Origin of the sequence: Lactobacillus sp. S2-2, from assembly GCF_021698855.1 — a bacterium.
Classification (GTDB): domain Bacteria; phylum Bacillota; class Bacilli; order Lactobacillales; family Lactobacillaceae; genus Fructilactobacillus.
Map to the genome: position 1 here is coordinate 42,333 of NZ_WWFA01000003.1, position 18,098 is coordinate 60,430.

Here is an 18,098-nt window from a genome sequence, read left to right on the forward strand (position 1 = left end):
AATAAAGTCAAATATTAACTCCACTTTATTTTTCAATATCTTATTTTTTTAGAAATTACTATTAGTCATTTTCATTAATTCAGGTCCTTTATTAACTAATAAGAATCCTTGTCCTTTTTTATTAAAGGCCAATCCTTCAAATTCACGACTTTGATTTGTAATTACAGTTCTCACATTTTTAGTACTTAAATGACCTAACTTTTTAACTGGGAATCGAGTTACTCCACCATCAGAAATTAAGTAAAGATTATCATTTTTTGGATTGTAATCAATTGATTGAGCAATTGCACCTGGTGCATGACGAATACCCTGCATTACTAATTTAAAATGAACCGAATTATTAGTTATTTTACCTTTATATAACTTAACTGATTTCTTAGGTGCCCAACCACCAGAAGCATATGAATAGAAATAAGCATTGCCACGTTTATCAAAGGTTAAATTTTCACCCATTGGAACTGTGGAACTCAATTTAAAGTTAATTCGATGATAAGGTTTTAAAGTTTTCAAATTAATACGTTCAATTGAAGCATTAATTCCAGTCTTTAAAACAAACCACATTTGTTTATTTTTTGAATTATATGCCATTGATTGACCATGTCCAACATATTGAGTTGGCCCAACTTTAATTGCGTTTAAAACATTTTTATCACTTTTACTTAATCGATTTGAAACTTGATTCCAACTAGCTTGTCTTAAAATATTCATTGTGCCAGATTTATTAGCACCTAAAGCATTTAACTTAGCTAAATCATAACGAACAACAAATCCTTGATTTGATCCGCCATGTTTAGTGTACATAATATATGCATAATTATTAACCATTGCTACACTTTGCGGATTACCAAAATCACCTGATTTATGATAACTAACTGGTAAGAAATATTCAGTTACAAAATTAGTTTTTCCATTACCTTTAACACCTTTTAATGTATCAGGTGTGCTTTGAAAAACATTATTTTGATATGCAGGGGTTTGCTTATATGTATATCTACCTCTTGTATAATTTTTATTATTAACCGTTCTATAATTTGCTACTCGATAGGATGATAAAGCATTTCCTTTTTGGGTCTTAGCATTAGTAAATGTATTTAATCCTGTTAATCCAATTCCAATCACTAATGCACTTAATCCTAATCGTAAAACTTTTTTTACTTTCATAAAACTTCCTCCTTTAATATTCAAAAACTATTTTACTCTTTTATAAAAGAAAATGATTAAAAGAATTGATTATTTATATTAAAATAATTATACACTGAAAGGATGGTTTAATTGAAAAACATGAAAAATCAAATGATGGATTTATCATATGCAACTCTGAATTTTTTAGCGAACATGTTCAGATTCTTACCTTATGTCTTAGTATTACTAATTTACAAACAAAATAATGAAACAAAATATTTATTTTTAGTTGTTTTAGTTTACGTAGTTAAAACTGCAAGTATTTTTATGACAAAACACTTAAAAGTTACAACTAGTACTTATTTGTTAATTTGTCTCGGAATTGGTTTAATTGGAACTTTATGTTTTGGTCTTACATCTAATATTTACATATTAACCTTTGGAGCTTTATGTATTGGATATACGTCAGCTAATTTATGGCCATATTTTTTAACTGTAAAAAAACACTTAGCAGTAAACAATGGATTCAAATTAAAAAAAATTTATTGGCTTATTTTTCTAATCTTCTTAATTTTATTTGGGTTTGATATTGCATTAAATCATCAATATCAAATCACTTTTAATTTATTGAGTTTATTATTAACTATTGCTTTTCCTGCTGCTTTACAAATGTATAAAAATATTCAACCACTATATCAATCAACCATTCAAAAATCAGCTTATCCAATTAAAACCTGGAAACTGATTACTTTTATCATTATCTTTATTAATCTAGCTTTACTAACATTTTTAAGAAAAGTGGAATTTAATGTTTTTTGGCCATTATTATTAATTATTATTGGCCTAACTATTATTTTATTAATTTCTGCAATCCATGATGATTGGAATGATAATCTAATTTATCGTTTAAAATTAATTAATCGTGGTTTTATTATTAATCTTGTTCTATTTATTCATGGTTTCTTTAGTTACTTTATTTTGGGCAAAGATGGAATGCTTTGGATTTTTCCACTTTATTTTTTCGGACTAGAAGGTGGTCGTCCAATTTACCAACTCCTAAAAAAATACACACAAAAAGATAAAGCACCTGAAGTTAGCTTGATCATCGGTGAATTATTAATTACCACTATGTTACCACCCCTTTATATTATTGGTATTTTATTAATCACTTTATATATTGGCTATGAAAATCCTGATATTAATCAGAATGTTTATTTAAATAGTGAAGATAACAATGAATTAGCTTACTTATACAAATATCGTTTTTCAACTTATGGAAAATTACTCTGCCAACTAATTTTCTTTGTTATCTTAACTTTAGTTTGTTGGAACTTTAATTTAGATATCCTTAACTTCTTTAATTCAGCTAATATTAATAACGAAATTAGTATTTATAATTGGTACTTAATTCTACCGATTAGTATAATTTCTATTTTCGTTTCAATACTTGCTATCTTAAAAGTAAAAAGAAGTTCTTTAATGTTTTGGAAAAAATAGCCATAAAAAAAGATCATCATATTAATGATGATCTTTTTTCTTATTCAGCACTCAAACTAACAACTGGATCAACTTTTGCAGCTTTACCAGATGGTGCAAGAGCAGCTAATAGACAAATTACAACTGAAACTACAATTCCAAAGATTGCATTACCTGGGCTAACTTGCATGATTGAATATCCAATTCCACTAGTGGATAAATTATTCACTCCTGCTTGTAGTAGATAGGAAATAATTACTGAAAAAACAGATGAGAAGAAGCCAAGGAAGATTGCTTCAGAAATAAATAACCAACGAATATTACGACGGCTAAATCCTAATGCACGTAAAATTCCAATTTCTTTAGTTCTTTCAGCAACACTAATGTAAAGAACTACGATAATCATAATTGCAGAAACTAGTAATGAAATTCCGGCAATTGCAGCTAGTACATAAACAGCTAAATTAATATAAGTATTTAAAGTTTCAATAATTGAACCAGCACCAGCTAATTGATAACGAGCTTTACCATTACTATCTTTCATAGCTTTAATTTTATCTTGAGCAGGTTGAACATTTTTAACGCCACCTTGAACTTTGGCAGATAAAACATTGGCATTAAATGGAAGATTTCCAGCTTTAAACATTTCTTTCATTCCATCATAAGTTGGGTATGCAGCTGGATTAGAATCGTTAGTTACACCACTAACTTTGAATTTTTTCTTCAATAGATGTGGTTGCTTTTTACTATCAATAACATTCATAAATAATGTAACTTTCTTTCCAGCTACATCATAAGGATGTTTTTTATTAAATTTTTGTGCAGTTGATTTATTGATAATGATTTCATTATCACCTTTTGGTGTAGTTCCTCGTTTAATGTTTTTAGTTAAAACCGCACCATCATAATAAGATTGAACATATTGAACAGTCGCATTTTTACCTTTTGATTGAACTTGTCCACCAACTTGGTATGAACCTTTTTCAACTTTTTGAACATTATTTACTTTCTTAATTCGATTGACATCAGAATCATTTAAAGCAATTTTATTCGGATTAGGTTGTTCATCATCTGTATTCACTTTTTTAGAAATTTGAACGGCTGAAGGATTAATCTGTGAATAAATTTCATGATTAATATATCCTTTAACCCCATTACCTAGTCCAAGCATAAAGATTACTGAGAAAATCCCAATTGCAGCACCAAACATAATTAATAAATTACGTTTTAAGTTATATGAGAAATGACGAAATGCCATTTTAATTACTGAACTCATTTTTGCAGTACGAGATTTAATTGACTTTTCTTTATTAGGAAGTGGAAAAGCTTCTTTTAGATGTGTATCCTTATCAATTTTTCCATCAGCTAAATGAACAACTCGAGTTCCATAGTCAGCTACAACTTGAGAATGAGTTACAGCAATTACTAATTTACCGTCTTCAGCAATTTCATTCATTAACTTTAAGATATCATCAGTATTTTGCGCATCTAATGCCCCAGTTGGTTCATCAGCAATAATGATATCAGGATCAGAAGCCAACGCACGTGCAATTGATACACGCTGTTTTTGTCCACCTGATAGTTGATTAGGATATTTCTTTAAATGATCGCCTAATCCAACTTTTTGAAGTAATTCTCTTGCTCTTTCATCTTGTTCCTTATGACTTAATTTGGTCATTTCTAATGAAACTTTAACATTATCAAGAATTGATAAATGACTTACCAAATTAAAACTTTGGAAAATAAAACCAATTGTATTACGACGATATTCATCTAATTGTTTATTACTATCTAATTTTAATGAATTACCATTTAAAATTACATCACCATCATATTTACTATCTAATCCAGCAATAATATTCATTAAAGTGGTCTTACCACCACCTGATTCACCTAAAATTGAAACAAATTCTCCTCGCTCAAACTGCGAATCAATTCCTTTTAAAACTTTGAATTCTTGTTTATCAACATGATAGGACTTATGAATATCTTTTAATTCTAAATATGCCATTATGTATTTTCCCCTTTTAGTTTAATTATTGTGGTAATTTTACAACAATTATCTCAAAAAACCTATTAATTATTTCTATTTTAAGGAAAAATAAATAAAAAACTTTGTGAAAAATAGCACTTACTTTGTGTTAGTTATCACATATTATCTACGTTAAACAACGAGCTTAAAGGGGCTAATGCATTTTTTCACAATCTATCTTTTTGTGCAAAATAAAAGCCCTCAAAAAACTTGTCAAAAAAGGCTTGTAATCCTTCTACAAACGTTTTATATTATTAGTTGTACGCGGGAGATTTAAAGTTTTAGATTACTAATTACTTTTTCAAAAATGATTCTGCTTTTTATTTAAAAAAGTATGTGCATTTTATAACTAAGTTATTTTTGAAAATCTAATTGCTTTAAATTTTCACGCACAGTTGGTTACATAATCAACATTCTAATACTGTAATGGTATTCAAAAAAGGCGTTTGAGGAGATTCCTCTCACGGTCTTTAGAAGATATTTTCATAAGACTACATCACAATTACTTCCCCCAAAAAGATGTTAGTTTAAAAAATTTATAATTTTAGAAAAGTAACTTAGTTACTTGAAAGGATGTTAATTATGTCAAAAATGAACGCTTTAGTTATGACAGATACTAAGAAATTAGAAATGCAACAAATCGACATGCCAGAAGTAAAAGATGATGAAGTTTTAATCAAAACTGCTTACGCTGGTATTTGTGGTACTGATGACGCATTATACAATGGTCTTCCAGGTTCAGCACCAGCTGTTCCTCCAATCGTTTTAGGTCACGAAAACTCAGGTGTTGTTCAAGCTGTTGGTAAGAACGTTAAAAGTCTTAAAGCTGGCGACCGTGTAACTGTTGATCCTAACAAATACTGTAACAAATGTTACTACTGTCACATCGGTAAATTCGAATTATGTGAAAACTTAGAAGCTGTTGGTGTTACTAGAAATGGTGGTTTAGAAGACTATTTCACTGCTAACGAACAAGTTGTTTACAAATTACCAGATGAAATTTCATTATTAACTGCATGTTCAATCGAACCAATCTCATGTGCTGTTCATACTATGAAAATCATGGAACAAGTTAGCCCTTACCAAAAAGCATTAGTTATCGGTGATGGTTACATGGGTAAAATCTTTGCACAAATGCTAAGAGCTTACGGTATCCAAAGAGTTGATATGACTGGTAGACATGACGAAAACTTAGCTAAAGAAAAAGAAGCTTTAAACTTAGATAACGTTATTAACACTACTAAAGAAGAAATCAAAGATAACTACGATGTAGTAATCGAATGTGTTGGTATGCCTGAAACACAAGAAATGGCTGTTGAACACACTAACCGTGGTGCACAAGTATTTATGTTCGGTGTTGGTGCTCCAGACCAAACTTTCTCAATCAACACTTACGAAATCTTCAACAAACAATTAACTATCAAAGGTTCAATGATTAACCCAGTTGCATTTGAAGACTCAATGGCATTATTAGCTTCACACGCAGTTGACGTAGAACCATTCATCGAAAACATCATCTCAATTGATGAAGTTGAAGGTGTATTAAGCGGCGAAAACAAGAAAAAAGGTAAAACTGTAGTTAAAGTTGACCAAAGCCTTTAATTCTTAAAACTATAATTTAACTAAAAAAGCGGAGGCAAATTATGGCTGATACAAACGTTAGAGTCAATTCAAAAAGAACCATTTCCATGTCTCAATCAATCATGTATTTCGTGATTTCATTGATCATTAACTCAGCTGGTAATGTTCTAACACTAGTAACTAGTGCTCATATCTTCCCCTCATACTTAGGGGCTGCATATTGGAGTGCTGCGGAAGTAAACCTTGGAAATGCATTCCATTGGAATCTATTTTGGGCATTTCTAATTATGGGTATTGCAACAATGCTCTTAAACGCCCTTTTGGTTGGAAAACTTGAATGGGGTCGTATGATTGGTAACCTATTATTCATGGTTCCATTCTCATTTCTAATTCAAATCTTTGGTGATTTCTTTAACGGAAAATATTCATTTTTCGCTGGATTACCAGATGCACACGGTGCTGGTATGATTACCCTATACATCTTGCTTAACTTCTTAGGTGTTGCATTAATTGCAACTGCAATCTCAATTTACCAACGTGTAAACTTAGTATTGCACCCTGCTGATGATCTTATGCAAATTCTTCGTTTCAAATATTTCAAAGGATCAGCTGGTAAAGCGATGTGGGCATCATATATTCCACCTACAATTATGGCAATCGTTGCTTTCCTTATTACTAGAAAATTTGAAAACTTTGGTATTGGTACATTATTTGCCTTCTTATTCCAAGGTGGTATTACTGGAATCGCAGATAAATTTGTCTTTAAGAAATTAAAACATCAAGCTATTGATGTTGGTGAACCAGTTAATGCTGGCGGAGACGTTGACTTAAATGGTAAATCTGAAGTTGAAGCTGAAATCGATGTTGCTGCAGCAAAAGCAAAAAAAGAAGCTGAACACAAATAGTTAAAAAAGAAGCAGAGAATGCTTCTTTTTTTTGAGCTTTTTTTAGTATAATAACTTTTATAATGCTATATTAATATAGTAATTACATAAATAATAAATGGAGGTTCTCTATTATGTACGATTCAAATAGAAATAGTTTTAAACCATTAATGTTAATTCTTGGTATCTTATCAATCATTTTAGGAATTATCATTCCAAAAAACTTTGGTGCGTCATTAACCATGATTTCATTTATCCTTGGTGCTTTCATCTTAGTTGAAGGTTTCATTAAGCTTAGTGAACGAAGTGTTATTAAAAATCTAGGATTTGGTTCTGGTTGGTTAACTTTCAGTGCCGTAATTGATATTATTTTCGGAGTATTTTGTTTTATTACTCCTGAATTAGGTGTTACTTACGTTTGGATTATGTTCTCAATTTCATTTATTGTTGATTCAATCTTCGAATTGTTTGCCACTAAGTTAATTGATCGTGATAACCAAAAAGGTTTATTCTGGTTTAACGTTATCTTAGGCGTTTTAAGTTTACTGTTAGGATTCTACCTACTATTCAGCCCAATGTTAGCCGCAAGTACCCTATTATTCATTATTTCATTCTATCTTGTATTCTTTGGAATTCTTCAAATTATCAAGTCACTATAATAAATAAAAAAAGTCATTACAAAGTAATGGCTTTTTTGTTTACTATAATTTATTTGAAAGATATCAATAAAAAAGGTAGGCTTAAAGTATGAGGAAGAAGGTACTTTAATGACTAATATTTCTAAAACAGAATTAATTAATGTAATCAAAGCTGGTAATGATCAATTTAATAATCGATTAGTAGTTAATCGAGATGGTAAAATTTATTTATATGAAGTAGAAACTAATCATCAAGTTGATCCTGTCTTAATTGATAAGAATCTGGCCGTCATTAATTCAGAACACTTCATGCCTAATCAAGAATATGTTGGACATGATGCTGCGAGTGATCAAAAATTTATCGATATTGAATTTTCAAGATTAAGCAAAGCATGGAAAAAATACTTAATTTCAAAGACATTACAATATACTTCTGATCATAATTATTAAATTATAATTGACAAATTATTACTTTTTATGATTAAATCAAAATAATAATAAAAAAGGAATGGCATAATAATGACTAAATTAAACTTTAAAATTCAATTAGCTTGTTGCTGTACTTGTTACATGCTGTAGTGATTCGTTATTAGATACGGACGCTACAAAGTCTGTATCTAAGTAGAGTTTATTTTAGTTACTCAACTAGATACACAATTTTTAATTGATCTAGTTGAGTTATAATCACTTAATTTATAACCATTTTTAAGACCGCATTATGGCCAACTAGACAAATTTCGTTTAGTTGGTCTTTTTTTATCTGAATTTAGAGGTTATCTTATGTGTACATATTCAAGTAAGTAAAATAGTTTAATAAAATCAAAGGAGAATTTTTTATGGATAATATATATATTTTAATTTTAATCGTCCTTGCGGCGATCATACTAGCTGGCATCGGTTGGTTACAAAAAAGGCAAATTAAATTTAATCGATTAGTTTTATTAGGCCTAGTTATTGGTCTAATTTTTGGCGGAATCTTACAATGGATCTTTGGCGCCAACAGTAATGTAGTTTTTAAAACAACTGACTGGCTATCCATTGTTGGTCAAGGATACATCACTTTACTTCAAATGTTAGTAATTCCATTAATTATAATTTCACTAATTAGTGCTTTTACAAAACTTGAATCAACTAAAAATTTTGGTAAAATAACTAGAAATGTTTTAACCGTTTTATTATCAACAACCGCAGTTGCTGCTTTAATTGGAATTGGTAGTGTTATTTTATTCAAATTACAAGGAGCATCATTTGCGCATAGTACTGCAAGTTCTGATACATTACAAATTCTTCAACAAAAGCAAGATACTTTATCAGAGTTATCAATTCCACAAAAAATTGTCAGTGTTCTACCACAAAATATTTTTGCTGATTTAGCAGGTACTCGTTCAACTAGTACTATCTCAGTGGTTATTTTTTCACTATTAGTTGGCTTTTCATTTATTTGGTTAAAAAGAAATAATCCAAAAGCCGCAGAAACATTCGCCAATGGAACTAATTCCTTAGATGCCATTATTAGCCGTCTTGTTAAAATAATTATCGCTCTAACTCCATATGGTATCTTTGCATTAATGACCAAGACGGTTGCAATTAATAGCCTTAAAACAATTGAGAGTCTCGGGGTATTCATTATTGCTGGCTACTTTGCTTTAATTCTTGTTTTAATTGTCCATACATTAATTTTAATTAGATATCGAGTTAATCCAATTAATTATTATAAAAAAGTTGCTACAACCTTAATTTTTGCGTTCACTTCTAGAAGTAGTGCTGGATCATTACCAATGAACGTTGAAGCACAAACTAATAAGTTAGGTATTAATCGTGCTATTGCAGATTTTTCCGCTAGTTTTGGTCTAAGTATTGGTCAAAATGGTTGTGCTGGTGTTTATCCTGCCATGGTTGCTTCAATTACAGCAGCTGCTAATGGTGTTGATATTACTTCATTCAAATTTATTATTTCACTAGTAATAATTGTAACTATTTCATCTTTTGGAGTTGCAGGATCTGGTGGTGGTGCTACATTTGCCACCTTGATTGTACTTGGAACTTTAAATCTTCCAGTTGGAGTTATGGCAATTATTCTAGCAATTGATCCAATTATTGATATGGGACGCACTTTAGTTAACGTTAATGATAGTATCATTGCTGGATTAGTAACTGCTAAAAGAACTAATATGATTGATGAAGAAACTTTAGCTAAAACTGAATAATATGAAAAAAGTTGATACATATGTATCAACTTTTTTCATATACTTTTTTATAATTAAAAATAAATTGATCAATAGAGTAATTATCTTTAATATCTTTAATTGCATTATTTGAAAACTCTTTTTTAGTTTCATCTAAAAGAGAATTAAAGTTATCATTAAATTCATTTAAATCATTAAATAAAATACCGTCATTATTAATTACTTCTTTATTTCCATTAACATTACTAACAAAACAAATTTTACCTAAAGACATTGATTCTAATAAAGATAATGGTAATCCTTCCCACTTAGAACACAGGATAAAATACTTATAATTTATTATTTGTTCTAATACTTCTTTATGTGAAAGCCATCCTGTAATCTCAATATTATTAGAATTTAACTTATTTCTATCAGGACCATCACCAATCCAAACGAATTTATAATTTGGATTACTTAAAGCAATTTTATTAAATAATTCTGGATTTTTTTGTGGAATAATTCTCCCAATTGTATAAAACGTATCTACTGTATTTATTTTATTTGTTTTAAATGTATCTAGATAATTAATATCTACACAATTATTTATAAAGATAGAATTATGACTAATTTTATTAGCATAAACAAATTCACCTTTTCCACAAGCAATTGTCTCTGTATTTAAAATACCTAAGATTTTTTCTATAAAATAATAAATATTTCTTTTTATTTTTGGTTCATCCAGCATTAAAAATGCATATCCATGTGGAGTATAATAAAAATCTAAATTTTTATATTTTCTACTATGCATAAATTTTAAAATTCTTCCTAATGCACCTGCTTTTGATGAATTCAAATGAACAATATCAGGACTTATCATATCAATATTACTTTTAATTTCTTTATATGCTTTAAAATCTCCTAAAACACTAACTGATCTTTGAAAATTTTTAATTTCAGTTAATTTAACTTTTTCATCAAAAATACTTTCTAAATTAGCAGGTGTTTGATCTCTGATTCCATATAAAATAGTAATATCAAAATCATTACATAAATTATCACTAAGTTACTTTAAATAAGTTAGAACTCCACCACCAAGTGATTCAACAACATACACTATTTTTTTATTAATAATTAATCGCTCCTATAAAAAATTTTAACATTAATATTTTACCATATTACCAATTTTAAAATCATATAAAAAAGGATAGTTATTATTTAACTATCCTTTTTATTAATCAACTGGTTGAGTTGATTTGAGTACTTCTGATGGCCATAGAGTTAATAAATAACCAAATCCTTCTGGATCAAAAGTAATTCCTTCAAATTCTCTTTGACTATCAAATTCTAAATGATTAAAACTTGATTCTTTTAAATTACCTTTACGTAATTGATCAACTGGTAATGAAGTTAAAATATCATCTGAAACGAAGTAAACTCGATTATTCTTAGCATTATATGCTACTGATTGGTTAAATACACCACCACGAGTTGCCATCTTTTGCTTACTTGGTTCAAAAGAGACACCATTTGTATCATCAATTGTTCCCATAAACCATTGATAACCATTACCACTCTTACGTCCCCAGTATGCATTCCCATCTTTATCAAATGTTAAAGTGTGTAATTGCATGTTGGTATTTCCATGTTTCATTTGGAAATTATATTGACGAATTGGTTGCATTGTTGTTGGGTCCAATTCTAATACTTTGTTATATTCATTAGCCTTAATATCACCCATTGAGTCATCTTGTACTAAATAAAGATGTTGATTCTTTGGATTAAAACTTAATGTTTGACCGTGTCCAATGCCCATTAATGGACTTAATTGTGCTGCTTGGAAAATATCAGCATACTTAAACATTGTTGGGTTAGCTTTTCTAGCTGCATCAATTTTCTTACCATATTTATCAACTAATTTATTTTGAGATTTAATTTGTTTTTTATAGTTATTTGAATAACGTGAATACTTAGTTGCTTTTGATTTCCAACTATTAATCTTTCGATTTACTTGATTCTTGTAACTAGCATTAGTCTTATACTTCTTATACTTAGTTTTTGCTTGCCAGTGTTTTAACCACTTATTTGCATTTTTTTGTGAAGCAGTACTTTTTTCTAACTTAGTAGTAGCATTAGTTACTGCTTTTTTAGCTGCATAATATTCATCAGTTGGTAAATTATTAGTTACATCTAGATATTTTTTATTATTAACATATCCTTCATCAGTATATGGATTAAACCAGTTAACTGCTTTCCAGATATCATCATAATTACTTGATCCATCAATTCCTAATGCTTTTAAATCAGATAATTTATACTTAACAATTGCTCCAAGATTTTTACCAGTTCCCATTGATTCAAGGAAGTAAATTGAGTCACCAGTCATAACAACACTTTGATAGTTACCATGTTCTGTTTCAAAAACATTAAACCCATCTGGTAAATAAAAAGCAGTTTTAAAACTATTACTTTGGGTACTATTAGAGGTTGTATTAAAAACATGCCCTGGATTATTTATTCCGTCAACTAGTTCAGATTTATCATATTTTTTAGTTTTATTACCACTAGGTGCATTAGTAGTAACATCTTTAATATCACTATCATTATAATTAGACATTACATTTCCGTAAGTCTTTTGTTCAACATTCTTATTAATGTTGGGGATATCAACACTACTATCGGCTTTAACATTATTAGTGCCAGTAGCAAAAAGAGTTAGTCCTAAACTAACTGCAATGGTTGATAATCCAAGTTTAACCATTCTATTCATTAGTAAAATTCTCCTTTTTATGTATCTGGGTTCATTATACATTTTAATAATTAATTAGCTAGATTTTTTACCAAATAGTAACGATAATGTAACTAAATTAAAATCTTGTTAATTGCATTCGGCTATTGTAAAAACTACGATAACCTAAATAACAAGCAATAATAGTTGTTATTGCTGTAATTCCTAACAGCATAAAGATTACCATAATTTGATACTTAATTGCATGAACTGGGTCTACTCCAGCTAAAATCAAACCTGACATCATCCCTGGAAGAGCCACTAAACCAACTGTCTTAGCAGTATCAATCGTTGGTTGTAATCCAGTCTTAATACTATCTCTTAAAATATCTTTACAAGAAGTTGAAACATCTGCACCTAAAGCTAATTTTTCCATAACTTGTTGCCTACGATCATGAAATCCAGCATTCATATTTCGATAACATAATCCTAATGCCACCATTGAATTAGATGCAATCATCCCAGTAAATGGAATAACTTGCGATGGAACAAATTTAATTGCTCCACTCAACGTAATAACACCAATCACGATAATCGTACTACTGGAAATAGCAGCTAGTGAAATCCAAAGTCCATTTTTCAAACCATCACTACGATTGCTTGCATTGATTGAAGAATTAACGATAATAATTACCATTAAAGTAAACGTTAAAATCCAATTATCAATGGCAAAAACATATTTTAGAACATATCCAACGACAAATAGTTGAACAACTGCACGTAATGCTGCATAAATAATTGACTTATTAATTTTTAACTTTTCATACCATCCAACTGCTAAAGAAATAAAAATTAATCCAGCAGTTAAAAATAATGAACTATTGGAAATATCTATATTATTCATTTTCTGTGCCCTCTTTTATTCGACCATCTTCAATATAAACAACTTTTTTGGCGTGTTTTAATTCTTCATTATCATGTGTAATCATCAAAACTGATAAATCATAATTCCCCATATAATAATCAATCATTTTATGAACACTAGCTTTAGTATCACAATCAAGTCCAGTTGTAACTTCATCTAAAATTAAAATTTTAGGTACAAATATCAGATTACGTAATAATGCTACTCGTTGCTTTTGTCCTCCAGATAAACTAGTAATTGGTTTATCTAAATCCGATTCTTTTAAATCAACCGTTTTTAATGCTTTAATAACATGATGACGATCAAATTTTTGTTTTCTAATATCATAAGGAAAAACTAAATTATCATATACTGTTTCACCAAATAAAGTTGGTTGTTGAACAGCATATGATACTTGTCGACGATATTCGATTGGTGATAAATCTAAAATATTTTCATCTTCAAAATATATTTTTCCACTCGTTTGTGTTAATAATGATGCTAAAATTTTAACAAACGTACTTTTCCCACTACCGGAATGTCCAGAAATTGTAACGATTTCTTTTTTATTTAACGAAAAATTACAATCAAATAAAATTTGATTCCCATCAGCAACATAGTTAATATTTTGTGCCTCTAAAATTGCCAAAATAATCACCTTTTTTCTTATTAATTTAAATGTTTAAGGATATTTTAACATGTATATAAAATCTTTAGAATGGTTTATAACTCTGTTATAATTACTTGAAGTTGTGTTCTTATATAAATAGGAGAAAATATGCGTAACAATTACGAAAAACAGCCCACAAAAAATATAGAAGTACAAGTTGACCAAGTAGTTACAGTAACAATCAAAAGACTTGGCATTAATGGTGAAGGACTCGGATATTATCATCGTAAACTGATTTTTGTCCCTGGTGCTTTACCTAATGAAAAAATAAAAGCAAAAATTACTGAAGTAAACGATAATTTCTTACGTGGAAAGCTTGAAGAAATCCTCAAAGAAAGTGATCATCGTGTAACACCAAAAGATTATTATGCTAATGAAGTTGGTGGTTTTGAATTAGAAAATTTAGCTTATGATCAACAACTAGAATTTAAACGAGATGTTGTCAAACAAGCTTTAAGTAAATTCCACCCCCGTGGCTTTGAACATTATAAAGTTAAAGGTACAATTGGGATGGATGAGCCTTATGAATACAGAAATAAGGCACAATTCCAAATTCGTACTAATGATGAAGGCAAAGTTGAAGCTGGTCTTTATAAAGAAGGCACTCATGATGTTGTTGATTTAAAGACTTGTTCAGTTCAATACCCAGTAACAATGAAAGTAATGCGTGAAGTAGTTGCTATGATTGAAGAATTAAAAATTCCAACTTTTGTAGAATCAAATCATTCTGGAATTCTTAAAACAATCGTAGTTCGCGCAGCACTAAATACTGACGATGTTCAATTAGTCTTTATTACTAACACACCAAAATTTGTTAAATTAACTCCACTGCTTAAAATGATTGAAGAACGATTACCAGAAGTTAATTCAGTCATGCAAAATATTAATCCAGGTGAAACTCCATTAGTATGGGGCGATAAAACTATTCATTTAGCTGGAAAAGAAAAAATCACTGAAGAAATCAATGGACTATCATTTGATTTATCTCCACGTGCCTTTCTTCAATTAAATTCAATGATGACCGAAAAATTATATCAATTAGGTGCTGAAGCCCTTAACCTATCTACCCATGATAAATTAATTGATGCATATGCTGGAGTTGGTACTATTGGTCTTTCACTAGCTAATCAAGTTGAAGAAGTTCGTGGGATGGATACAATTGCAGATGCGGTTAATGATGCTAATTTGAATGCTGAAAAAAATAACATTCAAAATGCTTCATATGAAGTTGGCAGTGCCGAAGAAATTATGCCAAAATGGATGGCAAATAGGTTCAATCCCACTGCTTTAATTGTTGATCCACCAAGAAGTGGACTAGATCAAGAATTAATTTTAGCCATCTTACAAAGTGCACCAGAAAAATTTGTTTATATTTCTTGTAATCCATCAACACTTGCAAAAGACTTAGTTCAATTAAGTAAAAAATACAAAGTCGATTATCTTCAACCTGTTGATATGATGCCACAGACACCAAAAGTTGAAGTTGTCGTAAAATTCACCAAAAAATAAAGGAGACAATTTTATGAACCCTTTTAATAATAATAACGACGATGAAAATAATAATAACAATATGTTACCAATTCCGCCTAATTATGCAGTAGTTAAACACAATCAATCTCAAAAACTTCGCATTGGTAAAGTTGGTTTCTCATTGACTTCATTACTATTTGGTTTTTTCCCTGCTATTTTTAGAGGAGATTATTATAATCTATCTTGTATGATTGGAATTGAAATTATTGTCGCCTTTTTAATTGCAATTTTTACTGGTAATTCAATTGATAGTGCAATTTATGATTCATATACCATATGTAACTTACTGTGGTTTGTAATATATAATCGTATGTTCTTTAGACACTTACAGAATACTGGATTTAAAGCTACTGATAAACGATCACAAAATTTATTAGTTGAAGCAAAATATTTTAAAGCATAAAAAAACATCTGCTGTTAATAAACAGTAGATGTTTTTTTATTAATTCTTATTCACCAAAAATATCATCCATTTGGTCTTTTACTTCACCTTTTGCTTCATTAAAGTTTCCTTCTGCCTTGTCGGAAAAGTCACCTGAAACTGCTCCCTTAACTTGTTGAGCTTTCCCTTTTGCTTTGTCAGCAAAATTATTAGCTTGTGATTCAATATCTTCAAAGCTACCGTTTTCTTTCAATAGTAAGTAACCCAAAACTGCATTTGCAGAAATACTCATACCTAATAGTAAATTTTTCATGATGAATCCCCCTTTTTAATTTAACTTAATTATAATATAACCATTAAAAAAATAAAAAGAATTACTCTTCATCTGGTCTAAAATGTCTTGCTGCTTTAATTGCTTTATGCCATCCTGCATAAAGTCGTTGACGTTTTTTTTCGTCCATACTTGGTTCAAATGATTTACCAGATTCATATATTTTTTTAACTTCATCTAAATTCTTCCAATAACCAGAAGCAAGTCCAGATAATATTGCTGCACCAAAGGCGGTTGTTTCTTCATCACTTGATCTTTGAATTGAAGTATTTAAAATATCAGATTGAAATTGCATTAAATAACTATTTCTTGATGCTCCACCATCAGTTCTTAATTCTTTAATTTCAATCCCCGTATCTTTTTCCATTGTATCCACAATATCTTTTGTACCATATGCAATTGATTGCAAAGTTGCCTTCACAAAATCATCACTAGTAGTTCCACGAGTGATTCCAAATGCAGCTCCACGCACATCTTGATCCCAATACGGAGCTCCTAATCCATTAAAAGCCGGAACAACATAAATCTCTGAATCATCATTTGAACGTTTCGCAGCAATTCTTGATTCTGGAACTGAATTAATAATTCCCATTTTATCTTTCAACCAAGATAATGCTGAACCAGCAACAAAAATCGAACCTTCTAGTGCATAATGAACTTTTCCATTTAAAGAATATGCAATCGTAGTCAATAATTTAGTTTCAGATACATGAGGTTGAACACCCGTATTCATAATTACGAAAGTTCCATCACCATATGTACTTTTTACCATCCCAGAATCAAATCCGACTTGACCTATCAATGCAGCTTGTTGATCACCAGCAATTCCTGCAATTGGAACACTGATTCCATAAAATTGATAATTTTCAGTGGTTCCATAAACTTCATCTGATCCATGAACTTCTGGTAATATTTGTTTAGGAATATTCAATACATCTAGAATTTCTTGATCCCATTTTAACTCATGAATATTAAATAACATGGTTCGACTAGCATTTGTATAATCAGTAATATGATATTTACCACCTGACAATTTCCATACTAACCAAGTATCAATTGTTCCAAAAATTATTTCTCCATTTTCAGCACGTTGTTGTGCTCCTTCAACGTGATTTAAAATCCATCTGATTTTAGTTGCTGAAAAATAAGAATCAATGACTAATCCTGTTTTTTGATGAATAAAGTTTTCATAACCTTGTTTTTTCAATTGATTAGAAATTTCATTGGTTTGTTTGGAAGTCCAAGCAATTGCGTTATGAATTGGTTCACCAGTTTGCTTGTCCCAAATCACTGTTGTTTCTCTTTGATTAGTAATTCCAATTGAAGCAATATTTTCAGGATGAACACCTGAATCAATCATCGCACTTGCAATTGTTGAAAGAACTGAGTTCCAAATTTCTTTTGGATCTTGTTCAACCCAACCATTATTAAAATTTATTTGTTCGACTGGTTTAACTGATTCAATTATTTTTCGACCATCATGATCATAGATAACCGCACGTGTACTAGTTGAGCCTTGATCAATTGATAACAGATATTTTTGCTCTTGTTCTAGCATGATTTTTCCTCATTTCTTAATTAAACATTTTAATGTACTATATGTTAGCATTTTTTGAACTTTCATACTATTAATTACATAAGATTTAAGTATTATT

At 29.6% G+C, this 18,098-nt stretch carries 16 protein-coding genes; 8 read left to right on the top strand and 8 right to left on the bottom strand.

Annotation, left to right across the window (positions count from 1 at the left end):
- Positions 1 to 48: 48 nt before the first annotated feature.
- Positions 49 to 1,161 carry a hypothetical protein gene (locus GSH19_RS03605; RefSeq protein WP_237026716.1) on the bottom strand — a complete coding sequence of 371 codons (1,113 nt, stop codon included), beginning with the start codon at positions 1,159 to 1,161 and terminating at the stop codon, positions 49 to 51.
- A gap of 111 nt (positions 1,162 to 1,272) precedes the next feature.
- Between GSH19_RS03605 and GSH19_RS03610 the strand changes: the two genes are divergently transcribed.
- The gene (locus tag GSH19_RS03610) at positions 1,273 to 2,619 is read left to right on the top strand and encodes a hypothetical protein (protein ID WP_237026717.1); all 1,347 of its coding nucleotides are present in this window, start codon (positions 1,273 to 1,275) and stop codon (positions 2,617 to 2,619) included.
- A 40-nt stretch (positions 2,620 to 2,659) separates the two neighbouring features.
- Here the strand turns inward: GSH19_RS03610 and GSH19_RS03615 are convergent, their stop codons facing one another.
- Complete coding sequence (locus GSH19_RS03615) at positions 2,660 to 4,609, bottom strand: ABC transporter ATP-binding protein/permease (RefSeq protein ID WP_237026718.1); 1,950 nt, start codon at positions 4,607 to 4,609, stop codon at positions 2,660 to 2,662.
- A 603-nt stretch (positions 4,610 to 5,212) separates the two neighbouring features.
- Between GSH19_RS03615 and GSH19_RS03620 the strand changes: the two genes are divergently transcribed.
- The 5 genes from GSH19_RS03620 (at position 5,213) to GSH19_RS03640 (ending at position 9,940) form a co-directional block, all read left to right on the top strand.
- Complete coding sequence (locus tag GSH19_RS03620) at positions 5,213 to 6,232, top strand: zinc-dependent alcohol dehydrogenase family protein (protein WP_237026719.1); 1,020 nt, start codon at positions 5,213 to 5,215, stop codon at positions 6,230 to 6,232.
- A gap of 41 nt (positions 6,233 to 6,273) precedes the next feature.
- The gene (locus tag GSH19_RS03625) at positions 6,274 to 7,116 is read left to right on the top strand and encodes a fructose permease (protein ID WP_237026720.1); all 843 of its coding nucleotides are present in this window, start codon (positions 6,274 to 6,276) and stop codon (positions 7,114 to 7,116) included.
- A gap of 113 nt (positions 7,117 to 7,229) precedes the next feature.
- Positions 7,230 to 7,754 carry a DUF308 domain-containing protein gene (locus GSH19_RS03630; protein ID WP_237026722.1) on the top strand — a complete coding sequence of 175 codons (525 nt, stop codon included), beginning with the start codon at positions 7,230 to 7,232 and terminating at the stop codon, positions 7,752 to 7,754.
- Between the two features lie 108 nt (positions 7,755 to 7,862).
- On the top strand, positions 7,863 to 8,183 hold the full coding sequence (locus tag GSH19_RS03635) for a hypothetical protein (RefSeq protein WP_237026723.1): 321 nt from the start codon (positions 7,863 to 7,865) through the stop codon (positions 8,181 to 8,183).
- Between the two features lie 386 nt (positions 8,184 to 8,569).
- Positions 8,570 to 9,940, top strand: a complete 1,371-nt coding sequence (locus tag GSH19_RS03640; protein ID WP_237026724.1) for a cation:dicarboxylate symporter family transporter — start codon at positions 8,570 to 8,572, stop codon at positions 9,938 to 9,940.
- 25 nt (positions 9,941 to 9,965) lie between these two features.
- On the opposite strand, the gene GSH19_RS03645 is transcribed toward GSH19_RS03640, so the two are convergent.
- From GSH19_RS03645 to GSH19_RS03660, 4 genes are all read right to left on the bottom strand, one after another.
- On the bottom strand, positions 9,966 to 10,778 hold the full coding sequence (locus GSH19_RS03645) for a glycosyltransferase (protein WP_237026725.1): 813 nt from the start codon (positions 10,776 to 10,778) through the stop codon (positions 9,966 to 9,968).
- A gap of 354 nt (positions 10,779 to 11,132) precedes the next feature.
- Positions 11,133 to 12,668, bottom strand: coding sequence for a hypothetical protein (locus GSH19_RS03650; protein ID WP_237026726.1), 1,536 nt, complete (start codon positions 12,666 to 12,668; stop codon positions 11,133 to 11,135).
- Between the two features lie 97 nt (positions 12,669 to 12,765).
- Positions 12,766 to 13,530: an iron export ABC transporter permease subunit FetB gene (gene fetB / locus GSH19_RS03655; RefSeq protein ID WP_237026727.1), complete on the bottom strand. Its 765-nt coding sequence runs from the start codon at positions 13,528 to 13,530 to the stop codon at positions 12,766 to 12,768.
- Positions 13,523 to 14,179 carry an ATP-binding cassette domain-containing protein gene (locus GSH19_RS03660; protein WP_237026728.1) on the bottom strand — a complete coding sequence of 219 codons (657 nt, stop codon included), beginning with the start codon at positions 14,177 to 14,179 and terminating at the stop codon, positions 13,523 to 13,525. The genes fetB and GSH19_RS03660 overlap by 8 nt, the downstream gene beginning before the upstream one ends.
- A gap of 129 nt (positions 14,180 to 14,308) precedes the next feature.
- Between GSH19_RS03660 and rlmD the strand changes: the two genes are divergently transcribed.
- Positions 14,309 to 15,709, top strand: coding sequence for a 23S rRNA (uracil(1939)-C(5))-methyltransferase RlmD (gene rlmD, locus GSH19_RS03665; protein ID WP_237026729.1), 1,401 nt, complete (start codon positions 14,309 to 14,311; stop codon positions 15,707 to 15,709).
- Between the two features lie 13 nt (positions 15,710 to 15,722).
- Entirely contained in the window at positions 15,723 to 16,133 is a 411-nt protein-coding gene (locus GSH19_RS03670) for a hypothetical protein (RefSeq protein WP_237026730.1), read from the top strand.
- A 46-nt stretch (positions 16,134 to 16,179) separates the two neighbouring features.
- On the opposite strand, the gene GSH19_RS03675 is transcribed toward GSH19_RS03670, so the two are convergent.
- Together GSH19_RS03675 and glpK are read right to left on the bottom strand one after the other, a co-directional pair.
- Complete coding sequence (locus GSH19_RS03675; protein WP_237026731.1) at positions 16,180 to 16,425, bottom strand: CsbD family protein; 246 nt, start codon at positions 16,423 to 16,425, stop codon at positions 16,180 to 16,182.
- Positions 16,426 to 16,486: 61 nt separating this feature from the next.
- The gene (gene glpK, locus GSH19_RS03680; protein ID WP_237026732.1) at positions 16,487 to 18,001 is read right to left on the bottom strand and encodes a glycerol kinase GlpK; all 1,515 of its coding nucleotides are present in this window, start codon (positions 17,999 to 18,001) and stop codon (positions 16,487 to 16,489) included.
- Between the last annotated feature and the right edge of the window lie 97 nt (positions 18,002 to 18,098).

Excerpts from the sequence above, each read along its gene's own strand:
- GSH19_RS03605 (WP_237026716.1), bottom strand. The coding sequence starts at position 1,161 with ATGAAAGTAAAAAAAGTTTTACGATTAGGATTAAGTGCATTAGTGATT.
- GSH19_RS03615 (WP_237026718.1), bottom strand. The coding sequence starts at position 4,609 with ATGGCATATTTAGAATTAAAAGATATTCATAAGTCCTATCATGTTGAT.
- GSH19_RS03620 (WP_237026719.1), top strand. The coding sequence starts at position 5,213 with ATGTCAAAAATGAACGCTTTAGTTATGACAGATACTAAGAAATTAGAA.
- GSH19_RS03625 (WP_237026720.1), top strand. The coding sequence starts at position 6,274 with ATGGCTGATACAAACGTTAGAGTCAATTCAAAAAGAACCATTTCCATG.
- GSH19_RS03630 (WP_237026722.1), top strand. The coding sequence starts at position 7,230 with ATGTACGATTCAAATAGAAATAGTTTTAAACCATTAATGTTAATTCTT.
- GSH19_RS03635 (WP_237026723.1), top strand. The coding sequence starts at position 7,863 with ATGACTAATATTTCTAAAACAGAATTAATTAATGTAATCAAAGCTGGT.
- GSH19_RS03640 (WP_237026724.1), top strand. The coding sequence starts at position 8,570 with ATGGATAATATATATATTTTAATTTTAATCGTCCTTGCGGCGATCATA.
- GSH19_RS03645 (WP_237026725.1), bottom strand. The coding sequence starts at position 10,778 with ATGATAAGTCCTGATATTGTTCATTTGAATTCATCAAAAGCAGGTGCA.
- GSH19_RS03650 (WP_237026726.1), bottom strand. The coding sequence starts at position 12,668 with ATGAATAGAATGGTTAAACTTGGATTATCAACCATTGCAGTTAGTTTA.
- fetB (WP_237026727.1), bottom strand. The coding sequence starts at position 13,530 with ATGAATAATATAGATATTTCCAATAGTTCATTATTTTTAACTGCTGGA.
- rlmD (WP_237026729.1), top strand. The coding sequence starts at position 14,309 with ATGCGTAACAATTACGAAAAACAGCCCACAAAAAATATAGAAGTACAA.
- GSH19_RS03670 (WP_237026730.1), top strand. The coding sequence starts at position 15,723 with ATGAACCCTTTTAATAATAATAACGACGATGAAAATAATAATAACAAT.
- GSH19_RS03675 (WP_237026731.1), bottom strand. The coding sequence starts at position 16,425 with ATGAAAAATTTACTATTAGGTATGAGTATTTCTGCAAATGCAGTTTTG.
- glpK (WP_237026732.1), bottom strand. The coding sequence starts at position 18,001 with ATGCTAGAACAAGAGCAAAAATATCTGTTATCAATTGATCAAGGCTCA.